We start from the raw sequence: 22321 nt of genomic DNA, 5'->3' as shown, positions 1-22321 counted from the left end.
AGTAAATGACTAAAGAAACTATTAAACTTTTTTCAGAAATGCACGCTGAACCAAGCTGGTTAGCTAACCTTCGTCAAAAAGCTTTTGATAAGATTGAGAGTTTGGAATTACCAGTTATTGAGCGTGTGAAATTTCACCGTTGGAATCTGGGAGATGGTACGATTACAGAAAGCGAGCCATCAGCAAATGTTCCTGACTTCACAACTCTAGACAATCACTTGAAATTGGTTCAAGTAGGTACTCAAACAGTTTTTGAACAAATTCCAGTAGAATTGGCTGAGCAAGGGGTGGTCTTTACAGACTTCCACTCAGCTTTAGAAGAAATTCCAGAGCTTATTGAGGAGTTCTTCATGTCATCAGTTAAATATGACGATGACAAGTTGGCAGCCTACCACACAGCTTATTTCAATAGTGGTGCTGTTCTCTACATTCCTGATAATGTTGAAATTAAAGAGCCAATTGAAGGAATTTTCTACCAAGATAGCGATAGCGATGTTCCATTTAACAAGCATATCCTGATTATCGCTGGTAAAAATTCTAAGATTAGTTATCTGGAGCGATTAGAGTCACGTGGCGGAGGTAGTGCTAAGGCAACAGCCAATATCACAGTAGAAGTCATCGCTCGTTCTGGTGCGCAAGTCAAGTTTGCAGCGATCGACCGTCTAGGAGAAAATGTTACGGCCTACATTAGCCGTCGTGGTAAATTAGGTAACGATGCAAGTATTGACTGGGCGATTGGTGTCATGAACGAAGGAAACGTCGTTGCGGACTTTGATAGCGACTTGATTGGTAATGGTAGCCATGCTGACCTTAAAGTCGTAGCTCTTTCAAGTGGCCGTCAGGTGCAAGGGATTGACACTCGCGTAACAAACTACGGCTGCAACTCTATCGGAAATATCCTGCAACATGGGGTTATTCTTGAAAAAGCAACTTTGACCTTCAACGGTATTGGTCACATCATCAAAGGAGCTAAGGGAGCAGATGCCCAACAAGAAAGTCGTGTTCTCATGCTTTCAGACCAAGCTCGTTCAGATGCCAACCCAATTCTTTTGATTGATGAAAATGACGTTACTGCAGGTCACGCGGCTTCTATCGGTCAGGTGGATCCAGAAGACATGTACTACCTTATGAGCCGTGGCTTGGACAAGGCAACTGCAGAACGTTTGGTTGTTCGTGGTTTCCTAGGCTCTGTTATCGTGGAGATTCCAGTCAAGGAAGTTCGTGATGAAATGATTGCAACCATCGAAGAAAAATTGTCAAAACGCTAAGGGGAAGCCTATGTTAGATGTAGAAGCGATTCGCAAGGATTTTCCGATTTTAGACCAGGTTGTCAATGATGAACCTCTGGTCTATCTGGACAATGCTGCGACGACACAAAAACCACTAGCAGTTCTTGAAACAATCAACCGCTACTATGAGCACGACAATGCAAATGTTCACCGGGGTGTTCATACCTTGGCAGAACGGGCGACAGCTTCTTATGAGGCGGCTCGTGAAACCATTCGTAAGTTTATCAATGCAGGCTCTACAAAGGAAGTTCTCTTTACTAGAGGAACGACAACTAGTCTTAACTGGGTTGCACGGTTTGCTGAGGAAGTCTTGACTGAGGGAGACCAGGTCTTGATTTCTGTCATGGAACACCATTCCAACATCATTCCATGGCAGGAAGCCTGCCGCAAGACTGGAGCGGAGCTTATCTATCTCTATCTCAAGGATGGAGCTCTGGATATGGATGACTTGCGTGTTAAATTGACTGACAGAGTCAAGTTTGTCTCCCTTGCTCACGCCTCAAATGTTCTGGGTGTGGTCAATCCAATCAAAGAAATCACTCAATTGGTCCACCAAGTTGGAGCCATCATGGTGGTGGATGGTGCTCAATCTACGCCTCATATGAAGATCGATGTTCAGGACCTGGATGTGGACTTCTTTGCCTTTTCAGGTCATAAGATGGCTGGGCCAACTGGTATTGGTGTCCTTTATGGTAAAGAAAAGCATCTGGAACAAATGTCACCAGTAGAATTCGGCGGCGAAATGATTGATTTCGTTTATGAGCAATCTGCTAGCTGGAAGGAATTGCCTTGGAAATTCGAGGCTGGAACTCCTAACATAGCTGGTGCAATCGGATTTGCTGCTGCAGTGGATTATCTTGAAAAGATTGGCATGGATGTCATTGAAGCTCATGAACAAGAATTGATTGCATACGTTTATCCAAAACTGCAGGCGATTGAAGGACTGACTATTTATGGTTCGCAGGACTTGGCGCAACGTTCGGGTGTTATTGCCTTTAACCTAGGCGATCTCCATCCTCACGATTTAGCGACTGCTTTGGATTATGAAGGAGTAGCCGTTCGTGCGGGCCATCACTGCGCCCAACCCTTACTCCAGTATTTAGATGTTCCTGCAACAGCTCGTGCAAGTTTTTATATCTACAATACAAAGGCAGATTGTGATAAACTAGTCGATGCCTTACAAAAAACAAAGGAGTTTTTCAATGGCACTTTCTAAACTAGATAGCCTTTATATGGCAGTGGTAGCAGACCATTCGAAAAATCCACATCACCAAGGGAAGTTAGAAGACGCTGAGCAAATCAGTCTCAACAATCCAACCTGTGGGGATGTCATCAATCTCTCTGTTAAGTTTGATGCAGATGACCGTTTGGAAGATATTGCTTTTCTAAACTCGGGTTGCACGATTTCAACTGCTTCTGCTAGTATGATGACAGATGCCGTTTTAGGTAAGACTAAGCAAGAAATTTTAGAACTTGCGACCATTTTTTCAGAAATGGTTCAAGGGCAAAAGGATGACCGCCAAGACCAACTCGGTGATGCGGCCTTCTTGTCAGGTGTTGCCAAATTCCCTCAAAGAATAAAGTGTGCAACATTAGCTTGGAATGCCCTTAAGAAAACAATTGAGGATCAAGAAAAACAGTAAGACAAGTTTCTTTTGTCTTATGAATCAGTAGAAATATAGAATGAAAGAAAGGATATTATGGCTGAAGAAAGAGTAGAACCAAAACCAATTGACCTTGGTGAATATAAATTTGGTTTCCATGATGATGTAGAGCCTGTCCTATCGACAGGAAAAGGACTCAACGAAGGTGTTATTCGTGAATTATCTGCTGCCAAGGGGGAACCTGAGTGGATGCTAGAATTTCGTTTGAAGTCTTATGAAACCTTCAAGAAAATGCCCATGCAAACTTGGGGAGCAGACTTGTCAGAGATTGATTTTGATGACTTGATTTACTACCAAAAACCATCTGACAAACCAGCTCGTTCATGGGATGAAGTTCCTGAGAAAATCAAAGAAACCTTTGAACGTATCGGAATTCCAGAAGCTGAGCGTGCCTATCTAGCAGGAGCCTCTGCTCAGTACGAGTCGGAAGTGGTATACCACAACATGAAGGAAGAGTTTGAGAAGTTAGGCATTATCTTTACAGATACAGATTCTGCCCTCAAGGAATACCCAGACTTGTTTAAACAATACTTTGCTAAGTTGGTACCGCCGACAGATAACAAGTTAGCAGCCCTTAACTCAGCAGTATGGTCTGGTGGAACCTTTATCTACGTACCAAAAGGTGTCAAGGTTGATATTCCGCTTCAAACTTACTTCCGTATCAACAATGAAAATACTGGTCAGTTTGAACGTACCTTGATTATCGTTGACGAGGGAGCAAGTGTCCACTACGTAGAAGGATGTACAGCGCCGACTTACTCAAGCAACAGTTTGCATGCTGCCATTGTAGAAATATTCGCTTTGGATGGAGCTTACATGCGCTACACAACCATCCAAAATTGGTCTGATAACGTCTATAACTTGGTAACCAAACGTGCTAAAGCTCAAAAAGATGCGACTGTTGAGTGGATAGATGGAAACTTGGGTGCCAAAACAACCATGAAATATCCATCTGTTTACCTTGATGGAGAAGGAGCCCGTGGTACTATGCTTTCTATCGCCTTTGCTAATGCTGGGCAACACCAAGACACGGGAGCTAAGATGATTCACAATGCTCCACATACCAGCTCGTCTATCGTGTCTAAATCCATCGCTAAAGGCGGAGGAAAGGTTGACTATCGTGGACAAGTAACCTTTAATAAAAATTCTAAGAAATCTGTTTCTCACATCGAGTGTGATACCATTATCATGGATGACTTGTCAGCATCTGATACCATTCCATTTAATGAAATCCATAACTCGCAAGTTGCTTTGGAACACGAAGCCAAAGTATCTAAGATTTCAGAAGAACAACTCTATTACCTCATGAGTCGTGGTTTATCAGAATCCGAAGCAACTGAGATGATTGTCATGGGATTTGTGGAGCCCTTCACAAAAGAACTTCCAATGGAATACGCAGTTGAGCTCAACCGCTTGATTAGCTATGAAATGGAAGGCTCTGTTGGGTAAAAGATAAAGGAGAAGCAAATGGGATTCTTAAAAAAATTATTTGGTAATGTTGAAAAAGCGAATAAAGGCGAGATTCCTGCCGAGGAAATTGTTCCACCCTTTACAATTGATCTAGCTGAAGAAGCGGATGATTATTGGAGACAAATGGAACAAAATCTCTTGATAAACGCTGTAAAAGGCGTTGGTGGTCCTGAGGCCGTGGAACGTGCTTTTGTTCTTACTAATTTCAAAGAAAATCAAGAAACCTTTGAGCTCTTTTATCAGGTAAATGGTCAACTTCTTTCATGGAGAGAGATGGATGCGACTGTTGTCGATAAAATCAGCAATCAACTCCTTCCACAAGCACCAGGTGTGGCACGTGCAGTAAATGAAAATTATGAAGAGGCAAATGTACCAGTAATCCAGTACGCTATGCTTCAGTTTGAAACTGCAACCATGGCTTGGTTTGGTCGGAAGCTCACAACAGCTTCTCCCAAAGCCCAATTGACTTTTGAAGAATTGGTATCTGGTTGGCGCGCTATTTTGGAACAAGAAATTCCAAATCGTCCTTTAGATAGTGACCGTCCGTTCCCTTACTTTGAAGTTTAAGATTCCCAAATCCCCAAAAAACTTCCAATGGAATACGCCGTTGAGCTGAATCGCTTGATTAGCTATGAAATGGAAGGTTCAGTTGGGTAAGAATATGCAAAATCTGAACAGGAATTCTTCCTGTTCAGATTTTTTTCAAAAAAGAAACTAATAAATATTCACAAAAATAATTTTATGTGGTAAAATAAAACAATTACATTTAGTGGAGATGAAGTATGAATATTTTTAGAACCAAGGATGTTAGTCTGGGACGGACAGAAATGCGTCGCCATTTAAAATTATGGGATTTGATTTTACTAGGAATTGGTGCCATGGTAGGAACAGGAATTTTCACCATTACAGGAACAGCTGCGGCTACACTAGCTGGTCCATCACTAGTGGTTTCCATCGTGATTTCTGCCCTGTGTGTTTCTCTATCAGCCTTATTTTTTGCAGAATTTGCCTCTCGTGTTCCTGCAACTGGTGGCGCGTATAGCTATCTCTATGCGATTTTAGGAGAATTACCAGCCTGGATTGCTGGCTGGTTGACCATCATGGAATTTATGACGGCCATATCAGGTGTTGCGTCTGGCTGGGCAGCTTACTTTAAGGGTTTGCTCAGTAATTATGGTATCTCCATGCCCCAAGTCTTAAATGGGACCTTCAACCCCGAACAAGGTACCTATATCGACCTTTTACCTATTTTGGTGCTTGCTTTGGTAACAGGATTGGTTTTATTAAATTCCAAGGCAGCCTTGCGCTTTAATTCGCTTCTAGTGGTCTTGAAATTTTCTGCTCTGGCTCTGTTCATCCTAGTTGGGATTTGGCATATCAAACCTGAAAATTGGACGAATTTTGCTCCCTTTGGCTTTGGTCAAATTTATGGTGGGAGTACTGGAATAATGGCAGGTGCATCTTTGATGTTCTTTGGTTTTCTCGGATTTGAGTCTATTTCAATGGCAGTTGATGAAATTCAAAGTCCACAAAAAAATATTCCTCGCGGAATTGTGCTTTCTTTGTCAATAGTAACCATTCTCTATGCTTTGGTAACCCTAGTATTGACAGGGATTGTTCACTACAGTAAGCTCAATGTGGATGATGCGGTAGCGTTTTCATTGCGTAGTATTGGGATTGGTTGGGCCGCCAACTATGTTTCACTCATAGCCATTCTAACCTTGATTACCGTGTGTATTTCCATGACCTATGCCCTTTCTCGAATGATTTACAGCCTAGCACGTGATGGACGACTTTTACCTCAAAGCTTTAAACAACTAAGTAAAACTAGTCGAGTTCCAAAGAATGCGACCATCTTAACAGGAGTTGCTTCAGCCATTGCTGCGGGTATTTTCCCCTTGGCAAGTATTGCCGCCTTTCTAAATATCTGTACACTAGCCTATCTTATCTTACTAGCTTACGGTATTATCAAGCTCAGAAAAGAAAAAGGCATGCCAAAAGAAGGAGAGTTCAAAACTCCTTTAGTGCCGCTTTTGCCGATCCTTTCCATTCTTATCTGTGTTTCCTTTATGCTTCAATATAGTCTAGATACCTGGATTGCCTTTGGTATCGCTCTTGTAGTTGGCCTAGTCATTTACTTTACGTACGGGTTCCGCCATTCAACCCTCGCAGAAGAAGAATAAAAGCTGGGAATTCCCAGCTTTTTAATCTTTCACATAAGTAAAACCTTCACCGAGAATTTCATGAGCCTCAGTGATAGTGATAAAGGCTTGAGGATCGATTTGGTGAATCATATCCTTCATTTTTACGATTTCATTTCGACCGACGATACAATAAATGATTTTTAAATCCTTTTTACTGTAGTATCCTTTACCAGATATAAAGGTTACGCCGCGTCCTAGTTCATCATTGATTTTATCAGCCAATTGATCGGGATATTGGGTAATAATCATAAATCCTTTACCAGCATAACCCCCTTCACCGATCAAGTCAATAACACGGGCGATGATAAAGTCAAACAAGAGGGTATAGGTGACCAAGCGAAGATCCTGGAAGATGATTAAAATCAACATTAGGATGAAAAAGTCAATCCCAAAGAGCAATTTACCAATCGAGATATTGGTGTATTTGTTGAGGATACGGGCAACAATATCAGAACCACCAGTAGTCCCACCAGCATTAAAAATAACTCCTAAACCGACTCCCAGTAAAACACCCGAAACCAAGGAAACGATAATGAGATCCCCTTGTAAGTCAAACTGTAAAGGAATTCTTTCGAAGACAGCAAGCCAGACAGAGAGAGAGATAGTTCCCAAGAGACTGGAATAGAGGGTCTTGGGGCCAAATATTTTCCATGCTAGGATAAATAAAGGAATATTTATCAAGAGATTCATCACTGAGACAGGAATTTTAAAGAGGTAGAAGGTAATTAGTGTAATACCTGTCGCACCACCCTCAAATAGATGATAGGGAACTACAAAATAGGTAAGACCAAAGGCATAAATAGCTGCCCCTAGTATGATAGTGATAATAGGTTGAACTTTTCGGATCATGATTCTCCCTCGCATTTTCTATAGATAGATTATACCAAATTTTCAAGCGTTTTAATTGGATCTCTTATGATTTTTTTGCAATTTTTTGATATAATAAAGGTGATAAATCACTATCTTATTGAGAAGAATAGAAAGATTGAAGATATGACACAAGTAAAAATTGTAACTGATTCCTCTGTTACTATTGAACCAGAACTCTTGAAAGAATTGAATATTACAGTTGTTTCTTTATCTGTGATGATTGATGGTATCCTTTATTCTGATGCAGATTTGAAAGAGGGAGAGTTCCTTCATCTTATGCAACAAAGTAAGAATCTGCCTAAAACCAGTCAGCCTCCAGTGGGAGTATTTGCTGAGGTCTTTGAAGAACTAGGTAAAGACGGCAGTCAGATTATCGCTATTCACATGTCCCATGCCTTGTCTGGAACTGTTGAAGCTGCTCGTCAAGGAGCGAGTCTATCGACTGCTGATGTGACGGTTATTGATAGTTCTTTTACAGATCAGGCTATGAAGTTTCAAGTTGTTGAAGCTGCTAAACTTGCCCAAGAAGGAAAAGATTTGGAAACTATCCTAGCTCATGTAGAGGACGTCAAGAATCATACTGAACTCTATATCGGTGTTTCAACATTAGAAAACCTAGTTAAGGGTGGACGTATCGGACGTGTGACAGGTTTGCTAAGCTCTCTTTTGAATATCCGAGTTGTGATGCAGATGAAGGATCATGAACTCCAGCCTATTGTAAAGGGGCGCGGTGCTAAGACATTTAAAAAATGGCTTGACGAACTAGCCGAGACCCTTTCTCATAAATCTGTTGCAGAAATTGGAATATCCTACGCTGGTACTAATGAATGGGCCAATGAGATGAAAAGTGTTTTACAAACTTATGTCGAAAAACCAATCTCAGTACTGGAAACGGGCTCTATCATTCAGACCCATACAGGCGAAAATGCATGGGCTATCTTAGTTCGATATCATTCCTAAAAAAATAGAGAAAAATCGTTAGAAATAGCGTTTTTGACTTGACCTGTGGGCAATTTTAGGATATGATTATATTTGTTAATTAGAAATTATTTGGAGGAATTATTAACATGGCAAACAAACAAGATTTGATCGCTAAAGTAGCAGAAGCTACAGAATTGACTAAGAAAGATTCAGCAGCAGCAGTTGACGCTGTATTCGCAGCAGTAACTGAATACCTTGCAGCTGGTGAAAAAGTTCAATTGATCGGTTTTGGTAACTTTGAAGTTCGTGAGCGTGCTGCTCGTAAAGGTCGCAACCCACAAACTGGTAAAGAAATCAAAATCGCAGCTTCTAAAGTTCCAGCATTCAAAGCTGGTAAAGCTCTTAAAGACGCTGTTAAATAATGAATTTAGAAAAAGCCTGTCATATCAAGCATTTGAGCTTGTGTGACAGGCTTTTTAATAGCTCTTTGTCAACTGTAGTGGGTTACCAAAAAGTCATTTTTATTAAAACACACGATAGACATAAGGATTTTCTGGTTTGTCTACTTTTGTGAAACTCCCAACTTCCAGTGTTGGGAGTTTTTGTTTGAGTTCTTTATGGTAGTGGAGGGTCAGGGTTCCTCTAGCGGTAATCCAGGTATTGTCAGGATACTGACGTGAGTTTCCCTTTGTCAAGAGTCCATATACTCCAGAGTCTGCGATACAGTGGATAATCCCAAAGCGAAAGAGGAATTGGCTATCTGGATGACTAGGATCGTTATAGACAAAGCCTGTAAACTCGATTTGTTTTCCTTCAAACTCTTGTGGATAGTCATAGAGAACTTCCATGACCTCCATATAGTTTTCATCTGTAACCTGAATGGTTGACAGGGATAGGTATTTGTCAGCTGTCATCCTCATTTCCTTTTCATAAGCAGATTTGGAAAAATAGGTACTGGTATCGGGTTTGAGGTATTGACTGGATGTTCCTTCGCTTGCCTGAATAGCTGCATCGATTCCCTCAGCAAGTGGGAAATGATAGCCTTTGGCAGATACGGTTCTTGAGTCCAAACTTACTGTGGGAAAGGAAACTCCAATCAAGAGTGGTAGTGACAGTAAAAGGAGGCTGATTTGTCTAGCTCGACGACTTTCCATATGGCTGTGAGAGTTGATTTTTTTAATCCAGATGTAGAATTGGACCAGAGCCAACAGAAGAGAAAGGACCATTGAGATATAGACTAGATAGGAATAGTGGAGGTTGATGTAGTGGCTAAGCTTGCCAGATAGCTGCAGATACAGAGTTAGGACAAAATAGCCCAGTAAAATGATAAATCGAATCATAGCATCACTCCTATCATGTAAGAATAAAGCAAGACAAGCACTGTCACAATACCCATGAATTGCCAGATGAAGTTGGCCTTGAGATAGTGTTTCATCATGAGGAGATTTTTGATATCAAGCATGGGCCCAATGACTAGAAAAGCAAGGACTGGTGCTAGACCAAAGCTCGAGAGGAGAGAAGCGCCGATAAAGGCGTCCGCCTCACTACAGAGGGAAAGGAGAAAGGCAAGAAGCATAAGCAGGAGAATCACAAGGATTGGACTAGCACTGATAGAGGTCAGGATCCGAGTCGGGACATAGACCTGCACGATAGCCGCAAAGAGACAGCCAAAGACCAAGTAACGCCCCATATCGAAAAACTCATCAATAGCCTGTATAAGGACCTGAAAGACTTTTCTAGCAGGAGTCAAGTGTGAAAAGTCATGTTCATGACAAGTGATAGGATTCTCTTTTTGAATGGGTTCCTTCCAGAAAAATCCTAAAAAAATCCCCAAAACCAAAGCAACTACAATGGCTCCCAGAGCTCGCAAAAAGGTAATTTTTAAGGAATTACCAAAGGCAGAATAAGTAGCGAAAAGAACGATAGGATTGATGATGGGAGCAGTCACCAGAAAGGGAACGGCCGTGTAGCTGGGGACTTTCTTTTCCAAAAAACGATTGATAATCGGAACGATTCCACACTCGCAGGATGGGAAGAGAAAGCCAATGAAGGTACCAAAAAAGATCCTCCCCCAACGATTGCGAGGAAGAAACTCATAAACTTTATCAGGTGTGATATAGACCTCAATCAACCCCGAAATGAGACTCCCAATCAGGACAAAAGGAAGGGCTTCAATCATGATGGAGAGAAAAATAGCCCCTGCCTGTAATACACTAGGAGGAAGAGATTGAAAAATCGTCATCTATTTTTTCTTCTCAACTTTTTCTTTTTTGTCTTTGTCATCTGGGAAAGTGACCTGTGTTAAGTCAGGAAGTTTGGCGAATTCCTCAAACATCTTGTCCAAGTCATCGGTTTTTGTAAATTTAACAGCCATGGGCCTACCTCTTTTCTAAATTCTACCTCTATTATACTATTATTTTTTGGAAAAGGGATTATTTTGATAATCAAAGAGGTAAAAAAGGGTAGGACGAAACAAGGGCTGTCCCTTATGGTATAATAGGTTTATGGATAAAAAATATGAAAAAATCTCCCAAGATTTGGGGGTAACGTTAAAGCAAATCGATACCGTTCTAAGTTTGACGGCTGAAGGGGCGACGATCCCCTTCATCGCGCGTTATCGCAAGGACATGACTGGTAGTTTGGATGAGGTGGCGATTAAGGCCATTATCGACTTGGATAAAAGTCTGACAAATCTCAACGACCGTAAAGAAGCTGTCTTAGCTAAGATTCAAGAACAAGGCAAACTAACCAAGGAACTGGAAGAGGCTATCCTGGCAGCTGAGAAATTAGCAGACGTAGAGGAACTCTATCTTCCTTATAAGGAAAAACGTCGAACCAAGGCAACTATTGCCCGAGAAGCTGGACTCTTTCCTCTCGCCCGCTTGATTTTGCAGAATGTAGATGGTTTAGAGAAAGAAGCTGAGAAGTTTGTCTGTGAAGGATTTGCGACTGTTCAAGAAGCCTTGGCAGGTGCGGTTGATATCTTGGTCGAAGCCTTATCCGAAGATGTGACCTTGCGTTCACTGACCTATCAGGAAGTGTTAAGACACTCTAAAATCACTTCGCAAGTCAAAGATGAAAGTCTCGATGAAAAACAAGTTTTTCAGATTTACTATGATTTTTCAGAGACAGTTGGCAACATGCAGGGTTATCGTACCTTAGCCCTCAATCGTGGGGAAAAATTAGGCATCTTAAAAGTCGGTTTTGAGCACGCGACAGATCGTATTCTTGCTTTCTTTGCTGCTCGTTTCAAGGTGAGAAACACCTATATTGATGAAGTTATCCAGCAATCTGTTAAGAAAAAAGTCTTGCCGGCTATCGAGCGCCGCATTCGGACAGAATTAACCGAAAAGGCAGAAGAAGGGGCTATCCAACTCTTTTCTGACAACCTGCGCAATCTTCTCTTGGTTGCTCCGCTGAAAGGGCGCGTGGTTCTAGGTTTTGACCCTGCCTTTCGTACAGGTGCCAAGCTGGCTGTCGTAGATGCAACAGGGAAAATGCTGACAACCCACGTCATTTATCCAGTAAAACCAGCATCAGCTCGTCAGATTGAAGAAGCAAAACGAGAATTAGCCGACTTGATTGGTCAGTATGGCGTAGAAATTATTGCCATCGGAAATGGTACTGCAAGCCGTGAGAGTGAAGCCTTTGTGGCGGAAGTTCTTAAAGATTTTCCTGAAGTCAGCTATGTCATCGTCAATGAAAGTGGCGCTTCAGTTTACTCTGCCAGTGAGCTTGCTCGTCAGGAGTTTCCAGAATTAACCGTTGAAAAACGATCTGCTATCTCTATCGCCCGACGTTTGCAAGATCCTCTTGCCGAATTGGTCAAAATCGATCCTAAGTCAATCGGTGTCGGTCAATACCAGCACGATGTCAGTCAGAAGAAACTGTCTGAGAGTCTGGATTTTGTCGTCGATACGGTGGTCAACCAAGTCGGCGTCAATGTCAATACTGCCAGCCCTGCTCTTCTTTCCCACGTAGCTGGACTCAATAAAACTATCTCTGAAAATATTGTCAAATACCGTGAAGAAGAAGGAAAAATCACTTCACGTTCTCAAATCAAGAAGGTTCCTCGTCTAGGTGCTAAGGCCTTTGAGCAAGCTGCAGGTTTCCTCCGTATCCCTGAAAGTAGCAATATCCTCGACAATACAGGAGTTCACCCAGAAAACTACGCTGCCGTTAAGGAACTCTTCAAACGCTTGGATATCAAGGACTTAAATGAAGAAGCACAAAATAAGCTTAAGTCTCTTTCAGTCAAGGACATGGCGCAAGAACTAGACCTTGGTCCAGAAACGCTTAAAGATATCATTGCAGACCTTCTCAAACCAGGTCGAGATTTCCGTGATTCCTTTGATGCTCCTGTGCTTCGTCAAGATGTCTTGGATATCAAAGACTTAAAAGTCGGTCAGAAGCTGGAAGGTGTGGTGCGTAATGTCGTTGACTTCGGTGCCTTCGTTGATATCGGGATTCACGAGGACGGCTTGATTCATATTTCGCATATGAGTCGCAAATTTATCAAACATCCCAGCCAAGTGGTGTCAGTCGGAGATTTGGTAACGGTTTGGGTTAAGAAAATCGATACTGAACGTGAAAAAGTCAATCTGTCGCTCCTAGCTCCAGATGAATCTGACTGAGTACGTTCAGTCTGTTTCCCTCGAAGACTTTGGTAGACCTTTCACGCACCAAGCCCAGTGGAATTCTCGTCTACGAACGACAGGTGGACGATTTTTCCCCAAGGATGGGCATTTGGATTTTAATCCCAAGGTTTATAATGAACTAGGTTTGGAAGTCTTTCGCAAAATCGTGCGCCATGAACTCTGTCACTATCATCTTTATTTTGAGAAAAAGGGTTATCGCCACAAGGACCGAGATTTTAAGGAACTTTTGAAAGAAGTGGATGGACTGCGCTTTGTTCCCGCTTTGAAAGACCAAAGTACCTACCTAGTTTATCAGTGCCAATTTTGCCAGCAAAGTTATCAGCGTAAGAGAAGGATTGATACCAAGCGCTATCGCTGTGGCGTCTGCCGTGGCAAACTCGTCATCTTAAATCGGCCTAAGGACTGATGTTCTTAGTTCTGATTCATGCTATACTCTTTGTAAGAATACTGAAAGAGGGAACAATCATGAATACAAAATTTTATAAAATGAGACGAAATCGCATGGTTTCAGGAGTTTTAGCTGGTCTATCAGACAAGTGGAATTTTGATGTAACCCTAGTCCGCTTTCTCTTCGCCATTTTTACCGTGGCAAATTTTGGAGTCGGAGTGATAATCTACATCATCCTTGCCTCTATCCTACCAACTAAGGAAGACATTGAAGCCGAAATGTACGGAACAGGACCACGCAAAATCAAAGAAGCACAACCAATCAATGATGATGATGGTTGGTTTTGGTGAAATTGAACAGGAAATATTTATTACTTTTACTTTTTTACTTAAAAGAAATAGCATAAATGACTGAAAATCCCTTGTGGCTAAATAGCCACAAGGGATTTTGGTATTTAATTATAATCTGTTTTGTCTTTAGAAAGACGAATTACCTGATCAGCCATTTTCCAAATACTAGGATTGTGAGTTGCGATGATAATTGTTCTATTAGCATTACGAAGTTCAAGGAGAATTTCCATAATTTCCTTGGAATTTTTTGGATCTAGCGAGGCGGTAGGCTCATCGGCTAAAATTAAAGGAGGATCTTTCAGGATAATCTTAGCAAGTGCTACGCGTTGAGCTTCACCACCAGATAATTCATATATTTTTTGGTTGAGACTTAGATAATCCAGTCTGACAGCTTGCAGTGCTTGAAGAAGAAGTCTCTCTTTTTCTTGTTTTTTGTTCTTCTTTTTACCAATCAGTCCTAGCTCAAGGTTTTCTCGGATGGTCTGACTTTCTAATAGTCCAAAATTCTGGAAGAGATAACCTAGTTCGTTACGATAAAATTCCTCATTTTTTAGTGAAGTCAAAGACTTTCCTTTGTAAACTATTTCTCCTTTATCGAAAGTTTCTAGTTTTGCTAGCATATTGAGCAAAGTGGTTTTTCCACAACCACTATCTCCTATCAAAGCATACACCATACCACTTTGAAAATTCAGATTCAAGTCTGAAAAAATGATACGAGAACCAAATTGTTTCCAAATATGTTGTAATTCAATCATACTATCCTCCTTTGATGATGCTAGCATAAGTTTTAGTTTCCTTTTTATCACAAATTTTTAATAGAAGAATAGCTAAACTTGAAAAGCTGAGAAATAGAAACAGCGTAATCCATAAATTCTTAGAGATATATAGTGCTATACTACTTCCAATGAAGAGAGCGATTATCTGAGAAATGATATATCTGCTATGTAATTCTAAGAAATAATAGCCAGCTATTTTTTTCAAGAATATACTTTTTCTAAAGGATTCAAAATAGAGTAGGTTTAAACTTGTAAAAAGTAAAATTGAAGTCAAGATAGCAAAAATACCACTCGCTAAATTACTATAAATTTCGATTTTAATTTTTTGATTTAACTGGAGGTAGGTCTCTCTAGCAAAGGATAATCTTGAAATCATAGGATCAAGTTGATAGTACTTCAAAAGTTCTTGTGTTTGCTGTAAATCGGTAAAATAGAGATATTCTAGATTCGTAAACCAAAATATAGAAGAATCTTTTCCAAGTGCCTTAGGAGAAACTACGATAAAAATAGGAGTTGACAACCATTGATCATAAGAAATATGGGTAGTATTATAAATGAATACATCTTTTTTTTGATCAGTATAAGTTATACTAACTTCGACTCTATGCTTTGTATCACTACTGTATAATCGATTAGTTAAATCTTCTTGTATGTTTTGTTTTATTTGTTCTTCATTTTTCTTTTGTTCTTGAGGTAGTATTACAAGAACCTGTCCATCTTTTAGATTATTGATTTTTTTAAAGGTTTCTGATGTTAACTCTATACCTTCTTTTTTGAAGTAGTCAGGTGTTACATAGAGAATATTTTTCCCTTCCAAGTCATAGGGATTTTGTTCAGAATCATTATGAGTTGAAAGAGAATGTTTTATAGCTTGAATAGCGAGATTATGTTTGACTAGAAAGGCATTTCCATTTTCTAAAGAATATTGAATAAAGTCAAACCATTTATCAGCATTTGTCTGCAGTTCATCTAAATTTTTCATCTGACTGGAACGCCCTGTTTGAAGAGTAACAACATTGGAGCGTTGTTCCCAAGTAGCTTGTCCAGCCTCATTTTTCATAAATATATGATGATAAATGGACAAGCGCCCAAATCCTACAATAACTAATAAGATAGACAGAGCTTGACCAAAGTAAAGAATACGTAAAATTGACTTAATTGGTAATTTTCCTTTAATGATAGAGAGAAGATGAACTCTTTTCAAAGAAATAGTAAAAAGAAAAGCGATGAGAAGACTTAGCAAGAGAAGCAGGCTATTATAAAAAATAAATAGTATTACTAAAAAAGTCTGAATTTCATAAGGATAGCCTAGGTAAACTACTAAAACACTAGCTATTAGGAAAGCAGGCAAGCCGAAAAGAAGGATATCAAGTCCGTCTCTTGCGAGAGAACGAAAGAAGAGATGGCTCAGCCGCTCTCCAGAAATCAATCTAATCCCTGACTGAGAGAGAGATTGAATCTGACCGATAACAATTAAAGCTAAGAAAGTCAGCAAAAAGATTAACATACTGGTGAGCTGATTAGGTTGGGTAAACATGGCCAGTACGAAGGATACTCTATCATTTTCAAATGCATTCGCTTTTTCTAGTCCAAGTTCTTTCAGATGAGTAGCCAATTCTTGACTAGTTAAGGAACCGCTGATAATATTGTAGTTGTTGAGAAGATCGCTCTTGTGAATGCTTTCTTGACTTGCTGGAGGCATCCAGTCTGGGAGTTGCCCATCTCCAAAAGCTTCGTAGAAAGTTCTTGATTTTCCATCACTATCAACTTCCCAAATGGTTCTTGCGATAAGACTATTATGTTCTTTAGCAAGACTATTTAATTTTTCCTTAACGGTAGAATAATCTGCTTGCCCGCTTAATACTGCTGCACCTGGGAACAGGATTTGTGGAAGAGAGTCTTTCCAAAAGGACAAAGCACCAATCAGAAAGAGTGCCAGAAGAAGATTGCTGATGAAGAGAAAAACACGTTTCATAGGAACCTCTTTCTAAAAAAGAGGGAGTTGAACCTCCCTCCTTATAGCAGTGATACGAATGATAGTTTAGCACCTTTAAAAATAATTAGCAGAAAGCCAATTCTTTTACAAGATGTCAAAGAAAGCCTTTTCATAATTTAATTTTACCATTATTTTAAGAATAGAACAAGCAATGACAGGACTTCTTATAGTAGCCATTTTCAAAAAAATTCCTCAATCTTACAAAAATGTAAGATTAAAGTCTCTTTTGTAAGGTTAGGTTATGGCAAGCCGTCTTTTTTTGCGATAAACTAGATTCATAAAGAACAAAGGAGCAAAACCATGAAAAGAATTTTACAAAAGAAAAGAAGAAAACCAAGTCAAAAATATATCGAGCGTGTTCAACTCGGATGCGCTATGATGCAAGCACAGTTTCAATTGATGGGATATTAAGAAGGAGAAAATCATGACACTTTTAGATGTAAAACACGTTCAAAAAATCTACAAAACACGTTTCCAAGGCAACCAAGTAGAGGCTCTTAAAGACATTCACTTTACTGTGGAAAAGGGTGACTACGTTGCTATCATGGGAGAGTCTGGCTCAGGGAAGTCTACCCTACTCAACATCCTAGCTATGCTTGACAAACCAACTCGTGGTCAGGTTTACCTAAACGGAATAGACACAGCAACCATTAAAAATTCTCAGGCTTCGAGTTTCCGTCGTGAGAAGTTGGGCTTTGTCTTCCAAGATTTTAACTTGCTAGATACTCTATCGGTCAAAGACAATATCTTGCTTCCGCTAGTGTTATCACGAAAACCCATCACAGAGATGATGAAGAAATTGGTGGTAACAGCTGAAAATTTAGGCATCAACCAATTGCAAGAGAAGTACCCTTATGAGATCTCGGGTGGGCAAAAACAGCGGGTAGCAGTAGCACGCGCCATCATTACCGAGCCTGAAATTCTCCTTGCGGATGAGCCAACAGGAGCCCTTGACTCCAAATCATCTGCAGCTCTTCTGGATGTTTTTGATGAAATCAATGAACGTGGCCAAACTATTCTTATGGTAACCCATTCAACAGCGGCAGCTAGCAGGGCCAAGCGTGTTCTCTTTATCAAGGATGGGATTCTTTACAACCAAATCTACCGTGGAGACAAGACAGAGCGTCAGATGTTCCAAGAAATCTCTGATACTTTGACTGTTATGGCAAGCGAGGTGAATTAGTATGTTTCGATTGACCAATAAGTTAGCGGTTTCGAACTTAATTAAAAACCGCAAACTCTACTATCCCTTTGCTTTAGCAGTTCTCTTAGCTGTGACCATCACTTATCTCTTTTACTCATTGACACTGAACCCTAATATTGGCAAGATTCGAGGGGGAGAGACTATCTCCATGACGCTCGGTCTTGGTATGGTGATTGTCACCATTGCCTCAGCTATCATTGTCTTATATGCCAATAGTTTCGTCATGAAAAACCGTTCCAAAGAACTAGGGATTTACGGTATGTTAGGATTAGAAAAACGCCATTTAATCAGCATGGTCTTTAAGGAGCTTCTTATATTTGGCTCCCTAACCTTGACAGCTGGACTTGGCCTAGGAGCTCTCTTTGATAAGCTAATCTTCGCCCTTCTTCTGAAGCTGATGAAAATGAAGGTAGAGCTCGTTTCGACTTTCCAACCAATTGTCTTTATACTAGTTCTCATCGTTTTTGGCGCTATTTTCCTAGGTTTGATTTTTATCAATGCCTTTCGGATTGCACGCATGAATGCCCTTCAGCTCTCTCGTGAAAAAGCCAGTGGTGAGAAAAAAGGACGTTTCTTAGGTCTTCAAACCATTCTAGGTTTGATTAGTATGGGAGCTGGCTATTTCCTAGCAGTTACCGTTGAAAATCCACTTAATGCTGTGCTGATTTTCTTTGTGGCAGTCTTGTTGGTAATTTTGGGAACTTATCTTCTCTTCAATGCAGGAATCACAGTTTTCCTACAAATCTTGAAGAAAAACAAGCGTTACTATTACCAACCCAACAACATGATTTCCGTATCCAATCTCATCTTCCGTATGAAGAAAAATGCGGTTGGTTTGGCTACGATTGCCATTCTTTCAACCATGGTCTTGGTGACCATGTCCGCAGCAACCAGTATCTTTAAGGGCTCTGAAACTTTCAAGAAAGTCATGAATCCACATGATTTTGGAATTACAGGACAGAATGTTGAAAAAGAAGACATAAATAAACTCCTAGACCAGTATGCTAGCGATAAAGGATTGACTGTCACAAAGAAAGAAGTCCTTACATACAGTAGCTTTGGTGTAGCAAACCAAGAAGGTACGAAATTGACAATCTTTGAGAAAGGTCAAAATCGTGTTCAACCGAAAACTATTTTTATGGTCTTTGACCAAAAAGACTATGAGAATATGACGGGCCAAAAACTTGCACTTTCAGGAAAGGAAGTTGGATTGTTTACTAAGAACAAAGAACTTCAAGGACAGAAAGAACTGACTCTAAATGACCAGACCTATACAATAAAGGAAGAAATCAAAAAAGATTTTATTCTTGAACATGTCCCAAATCAGTACAATATTCTAACTTCGGACTATAACTATCTGGTTGTTCCTGACTTGAAAGCCTTTCTTGACCAGCATCCTAATTCTTCCATTTTTAATCAATACTATGGTGGTATGAATGTAACAGCTAGTGAGGAAGAGCAACTCAAACTTGCAGATGACTATTCAAAATTCCTTGATGATTTTAATAGAGAATCAAGCAAAGAAGGAAGCTTTATTTACGGAAGCAATCTGGCTGATAGTAGTGCGCAGATGAGTGCTTTCTTTGGTGGGACCTTCTTCATCGGTATTTTCCTTTCTATCATCTTTATGGTGGGAACAGTTCTGGTTATTTACTACAAACAAATCTCTGAGGGCTATGAAGACCGTGAACGTTTCATCATTCTGCAAAAGGTTGGACTCGATCAAAAGCAAATCAAGCAAACCATTAACAAACAGGTTCTAACTGTTTTCTTCCTTCCATTGCTCTTTGCCTTCCTACACCTTGCTTTTGCTTATCACATGCTTAGCCTCATCCTAAAAGTTATTGGCGTGATGGATGCAACCATGATGTTGACAGTCACTCTGTCCATTTGTGCCATCTTCCTCATCGTCTATGTCTTAATCTTTATGATTACTTCAAGAAGCTATCGCAAGATTGTGCAAATGTAAAAAAGATACCTCGATGCTTGTCGAGGTATTTCTTTTATCTTAAATGCTAAAGAGTTGTCCCAAGAGGAAGGTTACGCCCATGGTGAGAAGTCCGATACAGAGGTTACGGATCATAGCAGTTCTCGTAGGAGCTTTTCCTAATTTAGCACTGGTATAGCCGGTAATAAGAAGGGAAAGGGCTACGATAAGAACAGTTGCTGGAATACGATAGTCACTTGGAAAGACGGTGATCGAAAGCATAGGAGGAAGACTTCCCAGTACAAAGGCGATAAAGCTAGAGATAGCAGCATGCCAAGGGTTGGTAAACTCTTCGTACTCGATTCCATACTTTTCTTCGACCAAGGCTTTGAGGGGATTTTTGAGAAAGGCTTTGTTGGTCAAGAGCTCGGCTGAGGTTTCACACTCACCGTTTTGAAGATAAGCAGCATAGAGGGATTGTTTTGCAGATTCCATGTCTTTATCCAATAGTAATTGCTCTCTCGCAACAGCGGCTTCTTCCGTGTCTTTCTGAGTGGATACAGAGACATATTCGCCACCAGCCATAGAAAAAGCACCAGCGAGGATAGCGGCCAATCCAGATAAAAAGATAATCCATATATTGCTTGTCGCACTAGCAACCCCGATTACGACTCCAGCAATGGAAATAATTCCATCATTGGCACCGAGAACGCCCGCACGTAGGATATTGAGTCGTCCTGCAAAGTTTGCATCAATTTCGTGTTTTATTTCTGTCATAGTCATCTCCTTTCTCTCCATTATAGAGAAAAGAGAAGGGGAATACAAACTTTTTAAACTATCTGAAAAAAGTTCTACGATTCTAATTTTTAAGCCCTTTTCGACTTTACCGAAAAAGCACGGCTATACAGTAGCCAATCCTACTGTACAAGTCCTTTTTTAGCTTATCTATGGTATAATAGAAGATAGATTTATCAATTGGAGCATGAAGGATTTTATGATTAAACTTGTAGCAACCGATATGGATGGAACCTTTCTAGACGGAGAGGGTCGGTTTGATATGGAACGACTCAAAAACTTACTTGTATCCTACAAGGAAAAGGGAATTTATTTTGCAGTGGCTTCGGGTCGTGGTATCTTGTCTTTGAAAAAGCTATTTGCGGATGTGCGTGACGAAGTGATTTTTATAGCTGAAAATGGCAGCTATGTTGAGTTTCATGGTGAGGATATGTATGAGGCTACTATGTCTCGGGATTTTTACTTGAGCACTTTTGAAGCTTTAAAGAAATCACCCTATTTTGATGAAAGAAAAATGCTCTTGACTGGGAAAAAAGCTTGTTATGTTTTGGGTACAGTGGATGAGACCTATCTCATGTTTAGTCGTCACTACAATGAAAATATTCAAAAAGTAGCGAGTTTAGAAGATATCACAGATGAGATTTTTAAATTCACTACTAACTTTACTGAAGAAACGATAGAAGTTGGTGAGGCCTGGGTCAACGAAAATGTTCCTGGTGTGAAAGCCATGACAACTGGTTTTGAATCCATTGATATTGTCTTGGACTATGTTGATAAGGGTGTAGCTATTGTTGAGCTGGCAAAAAAACTTGGTCTGACCATGGATCAGGTTATGGCTTTTGGCGATAATCTCAATGACCTTCACATGATGCAGGTTGTTGGACACCCAATCGCTCCTGAAAATGCGCGACCAGAGATTTTAGAATTAGCAGAAGCAGTGATTGGCCACCATAAGAACCAATCAGTGATGGCTTATATGGAGGGCTTATAATGGCAGATATTAAATTGATTGCATTGGACTTGGATGGTACCTTGCTGACAACGGATAAAAAGCTAACAGAACGTACCAAGGAGGTCCTCAAAGCTGCGCGTGATCGTGGCATCAAGGTCGTTCTGACAACAGGTCGTCCTTTGAAGGCTATGGATTTCTTTCTCCATGAGCTAGGGACTGATGGTCTGGAGGACGAGTACACCATCACCTTTAATGGTGGTCTGGTACAGAAAAATACAGGAGAGATTCTCGATAAAACCGTCTTTTCAATCGACGATGTGGCACGATTGTACGAGGAAACTGAAAAACTCGGATTACCGTTAGATGCTATTTCAGAAGGAACCGTCTATCAAATCCAGTCAGACCAAGAAAGTCTCTATGCTAAGTTCAACCCAGCCCTGACTTTCGTACCTGTCGCTTTTGAAGATCTATCTAGTCAGATGACGTATAATAAATGCGTGACTGCTTTTGCCCAAGAACCTTTGGATGCAGCGATTCAACAGATTTCTCCAGAATTGTTTGACCAATACGAAATCTTCAAATCGCGTGAACTCTTATTGGAATGGTCGCCGAAAAACGTCCACAAGGCAACAGGTTTAGCGAAATTAATTAAACACTTAGGAATCGATCAAAGTCAAGTCATGGCTTGTGGTGACGAGGCCAATGACCTTTCCATGATTGAGTGGGCAGGTCTAGGAGTTGCCATGCAAAATGCTGTTCCAGCGGTTAAGGAAGTTGCCAATGTGATTACCCCAATGACCAACGACGAGGAAGCCGTTGCCTGGGCTATTGAAGAATACGTGCTAAAGGAGAATTAG

Annotated in this window: 22 protein-coding genes; 15 read left to right on the top strand and 7 right to left on the bottom strand. The window is 40.4% G+C overall.

Going from position 1 to position 22321, the window contains the following annotated elements; translation table 11 throughout:
- The first annotated feature begins 5 nt into the window (after positions 1-5).
- The 6 genes from sufD (at position 6) to B7709_RS08675 (ending at position 6606) form a co-directional block, all read left to right on the top strand.
- Positions 6-1268, top strand: coding sequence for a Fe-S cluster assembly protein SufD (gene sufD, locus B7709_RS08700; RefSeq protein ID WP_084972471.1), 1263 nt, complete (start codon positions 6-8; stop codon positions 1266-1268).
- Between the two features lie 10 nt (positions 1269-1278).
- Entirely contained in the window at positions 1279-2505 is a 1227-nt protein-coding gene (locus B7709_RS08695; protein WP_084972470.1) for a cysteine desulfurase, read from the top strand.
- Positions 2492-2932 (top strand): Fe-S cluster assembly sulfur transfer protein SufU, encoded by a 441-nt coding sequence (sufU, locus tag B7709_RS08690; RefSeq protein ID WP_001218466.1) that lies wholly within the window; start codon positions 2492-2494, stop codon positions 2930-2932. Before B7709_RS08695 ends, sufU begins: the two co-directional genes overlap by 14 nt.
- A 57-nt stretch (positions 2933-2989) precedes the next feature.
- Positions 2990-4402, top strand: a complete 1413-nt coding sequence (gene sufB, locus B7709_RS08685) for a Fe-S cluster assembly protein SufB (RefSeq protein ID WP_050235838.1) — start codon at positions 2990-2992, stop codon at positions 4400-4402.
- Positions 4403-4420: 18 nt separating this feature from the next.
- A complete protein-coding gene (locus B7709_RS08680; protein ID WP_084972469.1) occupies positions 4421-4990 on the top strand; it encodes a hypothetical protein in 570 nt (189 codons plus the stop codon).
- Positions 4991-5205: 215 nt separating this feature from the next.
- Positions 5206-6606 carry an APC family permease gene (locus B7709_RS08675; RefSeq protein ID WP_084972468.1) on the top strand — a complete coding sequence of 467 codons (1401 nt, stop codon included), beginning with the start codon at positions 5206-5208 and terminating at the stop codon, positions 6604-6606.
- Between the two features lie 21 nt (positions 6607-6627).
- On the opposite strand, the gene B7709_RS08670 is transcribed toward B7709_RS08675, so the two are convergent.
- A complete protein-coding gene (locus B7709_RS08670) occupies positions 6628-7476 on the bottom strand; it encodes a YitT family protein (protein ID WP_084972467.1) in 849 nt (282 codons plus the stop codon).
- A 144-nt stretch (positions 7477-7620) separates the two neighbouring features.
- Between B7709_RS08670 and B7709_RS08665 the strand changes: the two genes are divergently transcribed.
- Together B7709_RS08665 and B7709_RS08660 are read left to right on the top strand one after the other, a co-directional pair.
- On the top strand, positions 7621-8457 hold the full coding sequence (locus B7709_RS08665) for a DegV family protein (protein ID WP_084972466.1): 837 nt from the start codon (positions 7621-7623) through the stop codon (positions 8455-8457).
- A 107-nt stretch (positions 8458-8564) separates the two neighbouring features.
- Complete coding sequence (locus tag B7709_RS08660) at positions 8565-8840, top strand: HU family DNA-binding protein (protein WP_001284636.1); 276 nt, start codon at positions 8565-8567, stop codon at positions 8838-8840.
- A 102-nt stretch (positions 8841-8942) separates the two neighbouring features.
- Here the strand turns inward: B7709_RS08660 and B7709_RS08655 are convergent, their stop codons facing one another.
- Genes B7709_RS08655 through B7709_RS10320 form a run of 3 tightly spaced genes read right to left on the bottom strand, consistent with a single transcriptional unit; the run spans position 8943 to position 10792 of the window.
- Positions 8943-9758, bottom strand: a complete 816-nt coding sequence (locus B7709_RS08655) for a TIGR03943 family putative permease subunit (RefSeq protein WP_084972465.1) — start codon at positions 9756-9758, stop codon at positions 8943-8945.
- A complete protein-coding gene (locus B7709_RS08650; protein WP_084972464.1) occupies positions 9755-10660 on the bottom strand; it encodes a permease in 906 nt (301 codons plus the stop codon). Before B7709_RS08650 ends, B7709_RS08655 begins: the two co-directional genes overlap by 4 nt.
- Positions 10661-10792 carry an SPJ_0845 family protein gene (locus B7709_RS10320; RefSeq protein ID WP_000268696.1) on the bottom strand — a complete coding sequence of 44 codons (132 nt, stop codon included), beginning with the start codon at positions 10790-10792 and terminating at the stop codon, positions 10661-10663.
- Positions 10793-10922: 130 nt separating this feature from the next.
- Here B7709_RS10320 and B7709_RS08640 point away from each other — a divergent pair, with 130 nt between their 5' ends.
- Genes B7709_RS08640 through B7709_RS08630 form a run of 3 tightly spaced genes read left to right on the top strand, consistent with a single transcriptional unit; the run spans position 10923 to position 13814 of the window.
- Positions 10923-13052, top strand: a complete 2130-nt coding sequence (locus tag B7709_RS08640) for a Tex family protein (RefSeq protein ID WP_084972463.1) — start codon at positions 10923-10925, stop codon at positions 13050-13052.
- Positions 13039-13482: a SprT family protein gene (locus B7709_RS08635; RefSeq protein WP_084972462.1), complete on the top strand. Its 444-nt coding sequence runs from the start codon at positions 13039-13041 to the stop codon at positions 13480-13482. The genes B7709_RS08640 and B7709_RS08635 overlap by 14 nt, the downstream gene beginning before the upstream one ends.
- Positions 13483-13541: 59 nt before the next feature.
- A complete protein-coding gene (locus B7709_RS08630) occupies positions 13542-13814 on the top strand; it encodes a PspC domain-containing protein (RefSeq protein WP_009730226.1) in 273 nt (90 codons plus the stop codon).
- 104 nt (positions 13815-13918) lie between these two features.
- On the opposite strand, the gene B7709_RS08625 is transcribed toward B7709_RS08630, so the two are convergent.
- Positions 13919-14569, bottom strand: coding sequence for an ABC transporter ATP-binding protein (locus B7709_RS08625; protein WP_084972461.1), 651 nt, complete (start codon positions 14567-14569; stop codon positions 13919-13921).
- A gap of 1 nt (position 14570) precedes the next feature.
- Positions 14571-16565, bottom strand: a complete 1995-nt coding sequence (locus B7709_RS08620; RefSeq protein WP_084972460.1) for a DUF1430 domain-containing protein — start codon at positions 16563-16565, stop codon at positions 14571-14573.
- A gap of 445 nt (positions 16566-17010) precedes the next feature.
- On the opposite strand from B7709_RS08620, the gene B7709_RS08615 reads away from it, so the two are divergent.
- A complete protein-coding gene (locus tag B7709_RS08615; protein WP_033629643.1) occupies positions 17011-17769 on the top strand; it encodes an ABC transporter ATP-binding protein in 759 nt (252 codons plus the stop codon).
- A 1-nt stretch (position 17770) separates the two neighbouring features.
- Entirely contained in the window at positions 17771-19759 is a 1989-nt protein-coding gene (locus tag B7709_RS08610; protein ID WP_084972459.1) for an ABC transporter permease, read from the top strand.
- A 39-nt stretch (positions 19760-19798) separates the two neighbouring features.
- Here the strand turns inward: B7709_RS08610 and B7709_RS08605 are convergent, their stop codons facing one another.
- Positions 19799-20494 carry a VIT1/CCC1 transporter family protein gene (locus B7709_RS08605; RefSeq protein ID WP_084972458.1) on the bottom strand — a complete coding sequence of 232 codons (696 nt, stop codon included), beginning with the start codon at positions 20492-20494 and terminating at the stop codon, positions 19799-19801.
- Positions 20495-20711: 217 nt separating this feature from the next.
- On the opposite strand from B7709_RS08605, the gene B7709_RS08600 reads away from it, so the two are divergent.
- On the top strand, positions 20712-21503 hold the full coding sequence (locus B7709_RS08600; protein ID WP_084972457.1) for a Cof-type HAD-IIB family hydrolase: 792 nt from the start codon (positions 20712-20714) through the stop codon (positions 21501-21503).
- Positions 21503-22321: a Cof-type HAD-IIB family hydrolase gene (locus B7709_RS08595; RefSeq protein WP_084937729.1), complete on the top strand. Its 819-nt coding sequence runs from the start codon at positions 21503-21505 to the stop codon at positions 22319-22321. Before B7709_RS08600 ends, B7709_RS08595 begins: the two co-directional genes overlap by 1 nt.

It is taken from the genome of Streptococcus oralis subsp. dentisani (genome assembly GCF_002096335.1).
GTDB classification, from domain to species: domain Bacteria; phylum Bacillota; class Bacilli; order Lactobacillales; family Streptococcaceae; genus Streptococcus; species Streptococcus oralis_Z.
This window is presented reverse-complemented; position numbering and strand designations above follow the sequence as displayed.

Coding starts and splice junctions, on each gene's coding strand:
- B7709_RS08610 (WP_084972459.1), top strand. CDS start 17,771: ATGTTTCGATTGACCAATAAGTTAGCGGTTTCGAACTTAATTAAAAAC.
- B7709_RS08595 (WP_084937729.1), top strand. CDS start 21,503: ATGGCAGATATTAAATTGATTGCATTGGACTTGGATGGTACCTTGCTG.
- B7709_RS08650 (WP_084972464.1), bottom strand. CDS start 10,660: ATGACGATTTTTCAATCTCTTCCTCCTAGTGTATTACAGGCAGGGGCT.
- B7709_RS08675 (WP_084972468.1), top strand. CDS start 5,206: ATGAATATTTTTAGAACCAAGGATGTTAGTCTGGGACGGACAGAAATG.
- sufU (WP_001218466.1), top strand. CDS start 2,492: ATGGCACTTTCTAAACTAGATAGCCTTTATATGGCAGTGGTAGCAGAC.
- B7709_RS08670 (WP_084972467.1), bottom strand. CDS start 7,476: ATGATCCGAAAAGTTCAACCTATTATCACTATCATACTAGGGGCAGCT.
- B7709_RS08600 (WP_084972457.1), top strand. CDS start 20,712: ATGATTAAACTTGTAGCAACCGATATGGATGGAACCTTTCTAGACGGA.
- sufD (WP_084972471.1), top strand. CDS start 6: ATGACTAAAGAAACTATTAAACTTTTTTCAGAAATGCACGCTGAACCA.
- B7709_RS08665 (WP_084972466.1), top strand. CDS start 7,621: ATGACACAAGTAAAAATTGTAACTGATTCCTCTGTTACTATTGAACCA.
- B7709_RS08635 (WP_084972462.1), top strand. CDS start 13,039: ATGAATCTGACTGAGTACGTTCAGTCTGTTTCCCTCGAAGACTTTGGT.
- B7709_RS08605 (WP_084972458.1), bottom strand. CDS start 20,494: ATGACAGAAATAAAACACGAAATTGATGCAAACTTTGCAGGACGACTC.
- B7709_RS08695 (WP_084972470.1), top strand. CDS start 1,279: ATGTTAGATGTAGAAGCGATTCGCAAGGATTTTCCGATTTTAGACCAG.
- B7709_RS08625 (WP_084972461.1), bottom strand. CDS start 14,569: ATGATTGAATTACAACATATTTGGAAACAATTTGGTTCTCGTATCATT.
- B7709_RS08640 (WP_084972463.1), top strand. CDS start 10,923: ATGGATAAAAAATATGAAAAAATCTCCCAAGATTTGGGGGTAACGTTA.
- sufB (WP_050235838.1), top strand. CDS start 2,990: ATGGCTGAAGAAAGAGTAGAACCAAAACCAATTGACCTTGGTGAATAT.
- B7709_RS08655 (WP_084972465.1), bottom strand. CDS start 9,758: ATGATTCGATTTATCATTTTACTGGGCTATTTTGTCCTAACTCTGTAT.
- B7709_RS08620 (WP_084972460.1), bottom strand. CDS start 16,565: ATGAAACGTGTTTTTCTCTTCATCAGCAATCTTCTTCTGGCACTCTTT.
- B7709_RS10320 (WP_000268696.1), bottom strand. CDS start 10,792: ATGGCTGTTAAATTTACAAAAACCGATGACTTGGACAAGATGTTTGAG.
- B7709_RS08680 (WP_084972469.1), top strand. CDS start 4,421: ATGGGATTCTTAAAAAAATTATTTGGTAATGTTGAAAAAGCGAATAAA.
- B7709_RS08615 (WP_033629643.1), top strand. CDS start 17,011: ATGACACTTTTAGATGTAAAACACGTTCAAAAAATCTACAAAACACGT.
- B7709_RS08660 (WP_001284636.1), top strand. CDS start 8,565: ATGGCAAACAAACAAGATTTGATCGCTAAAGTAGCAGAAGCTACAGAA.
- B7709_RS08630 (WP_009730226.1), top strand. CDS start 13,542: ATGAATACAAAATTTTATAAAATGAGACGAAATCGCATGGTTTCAGGA.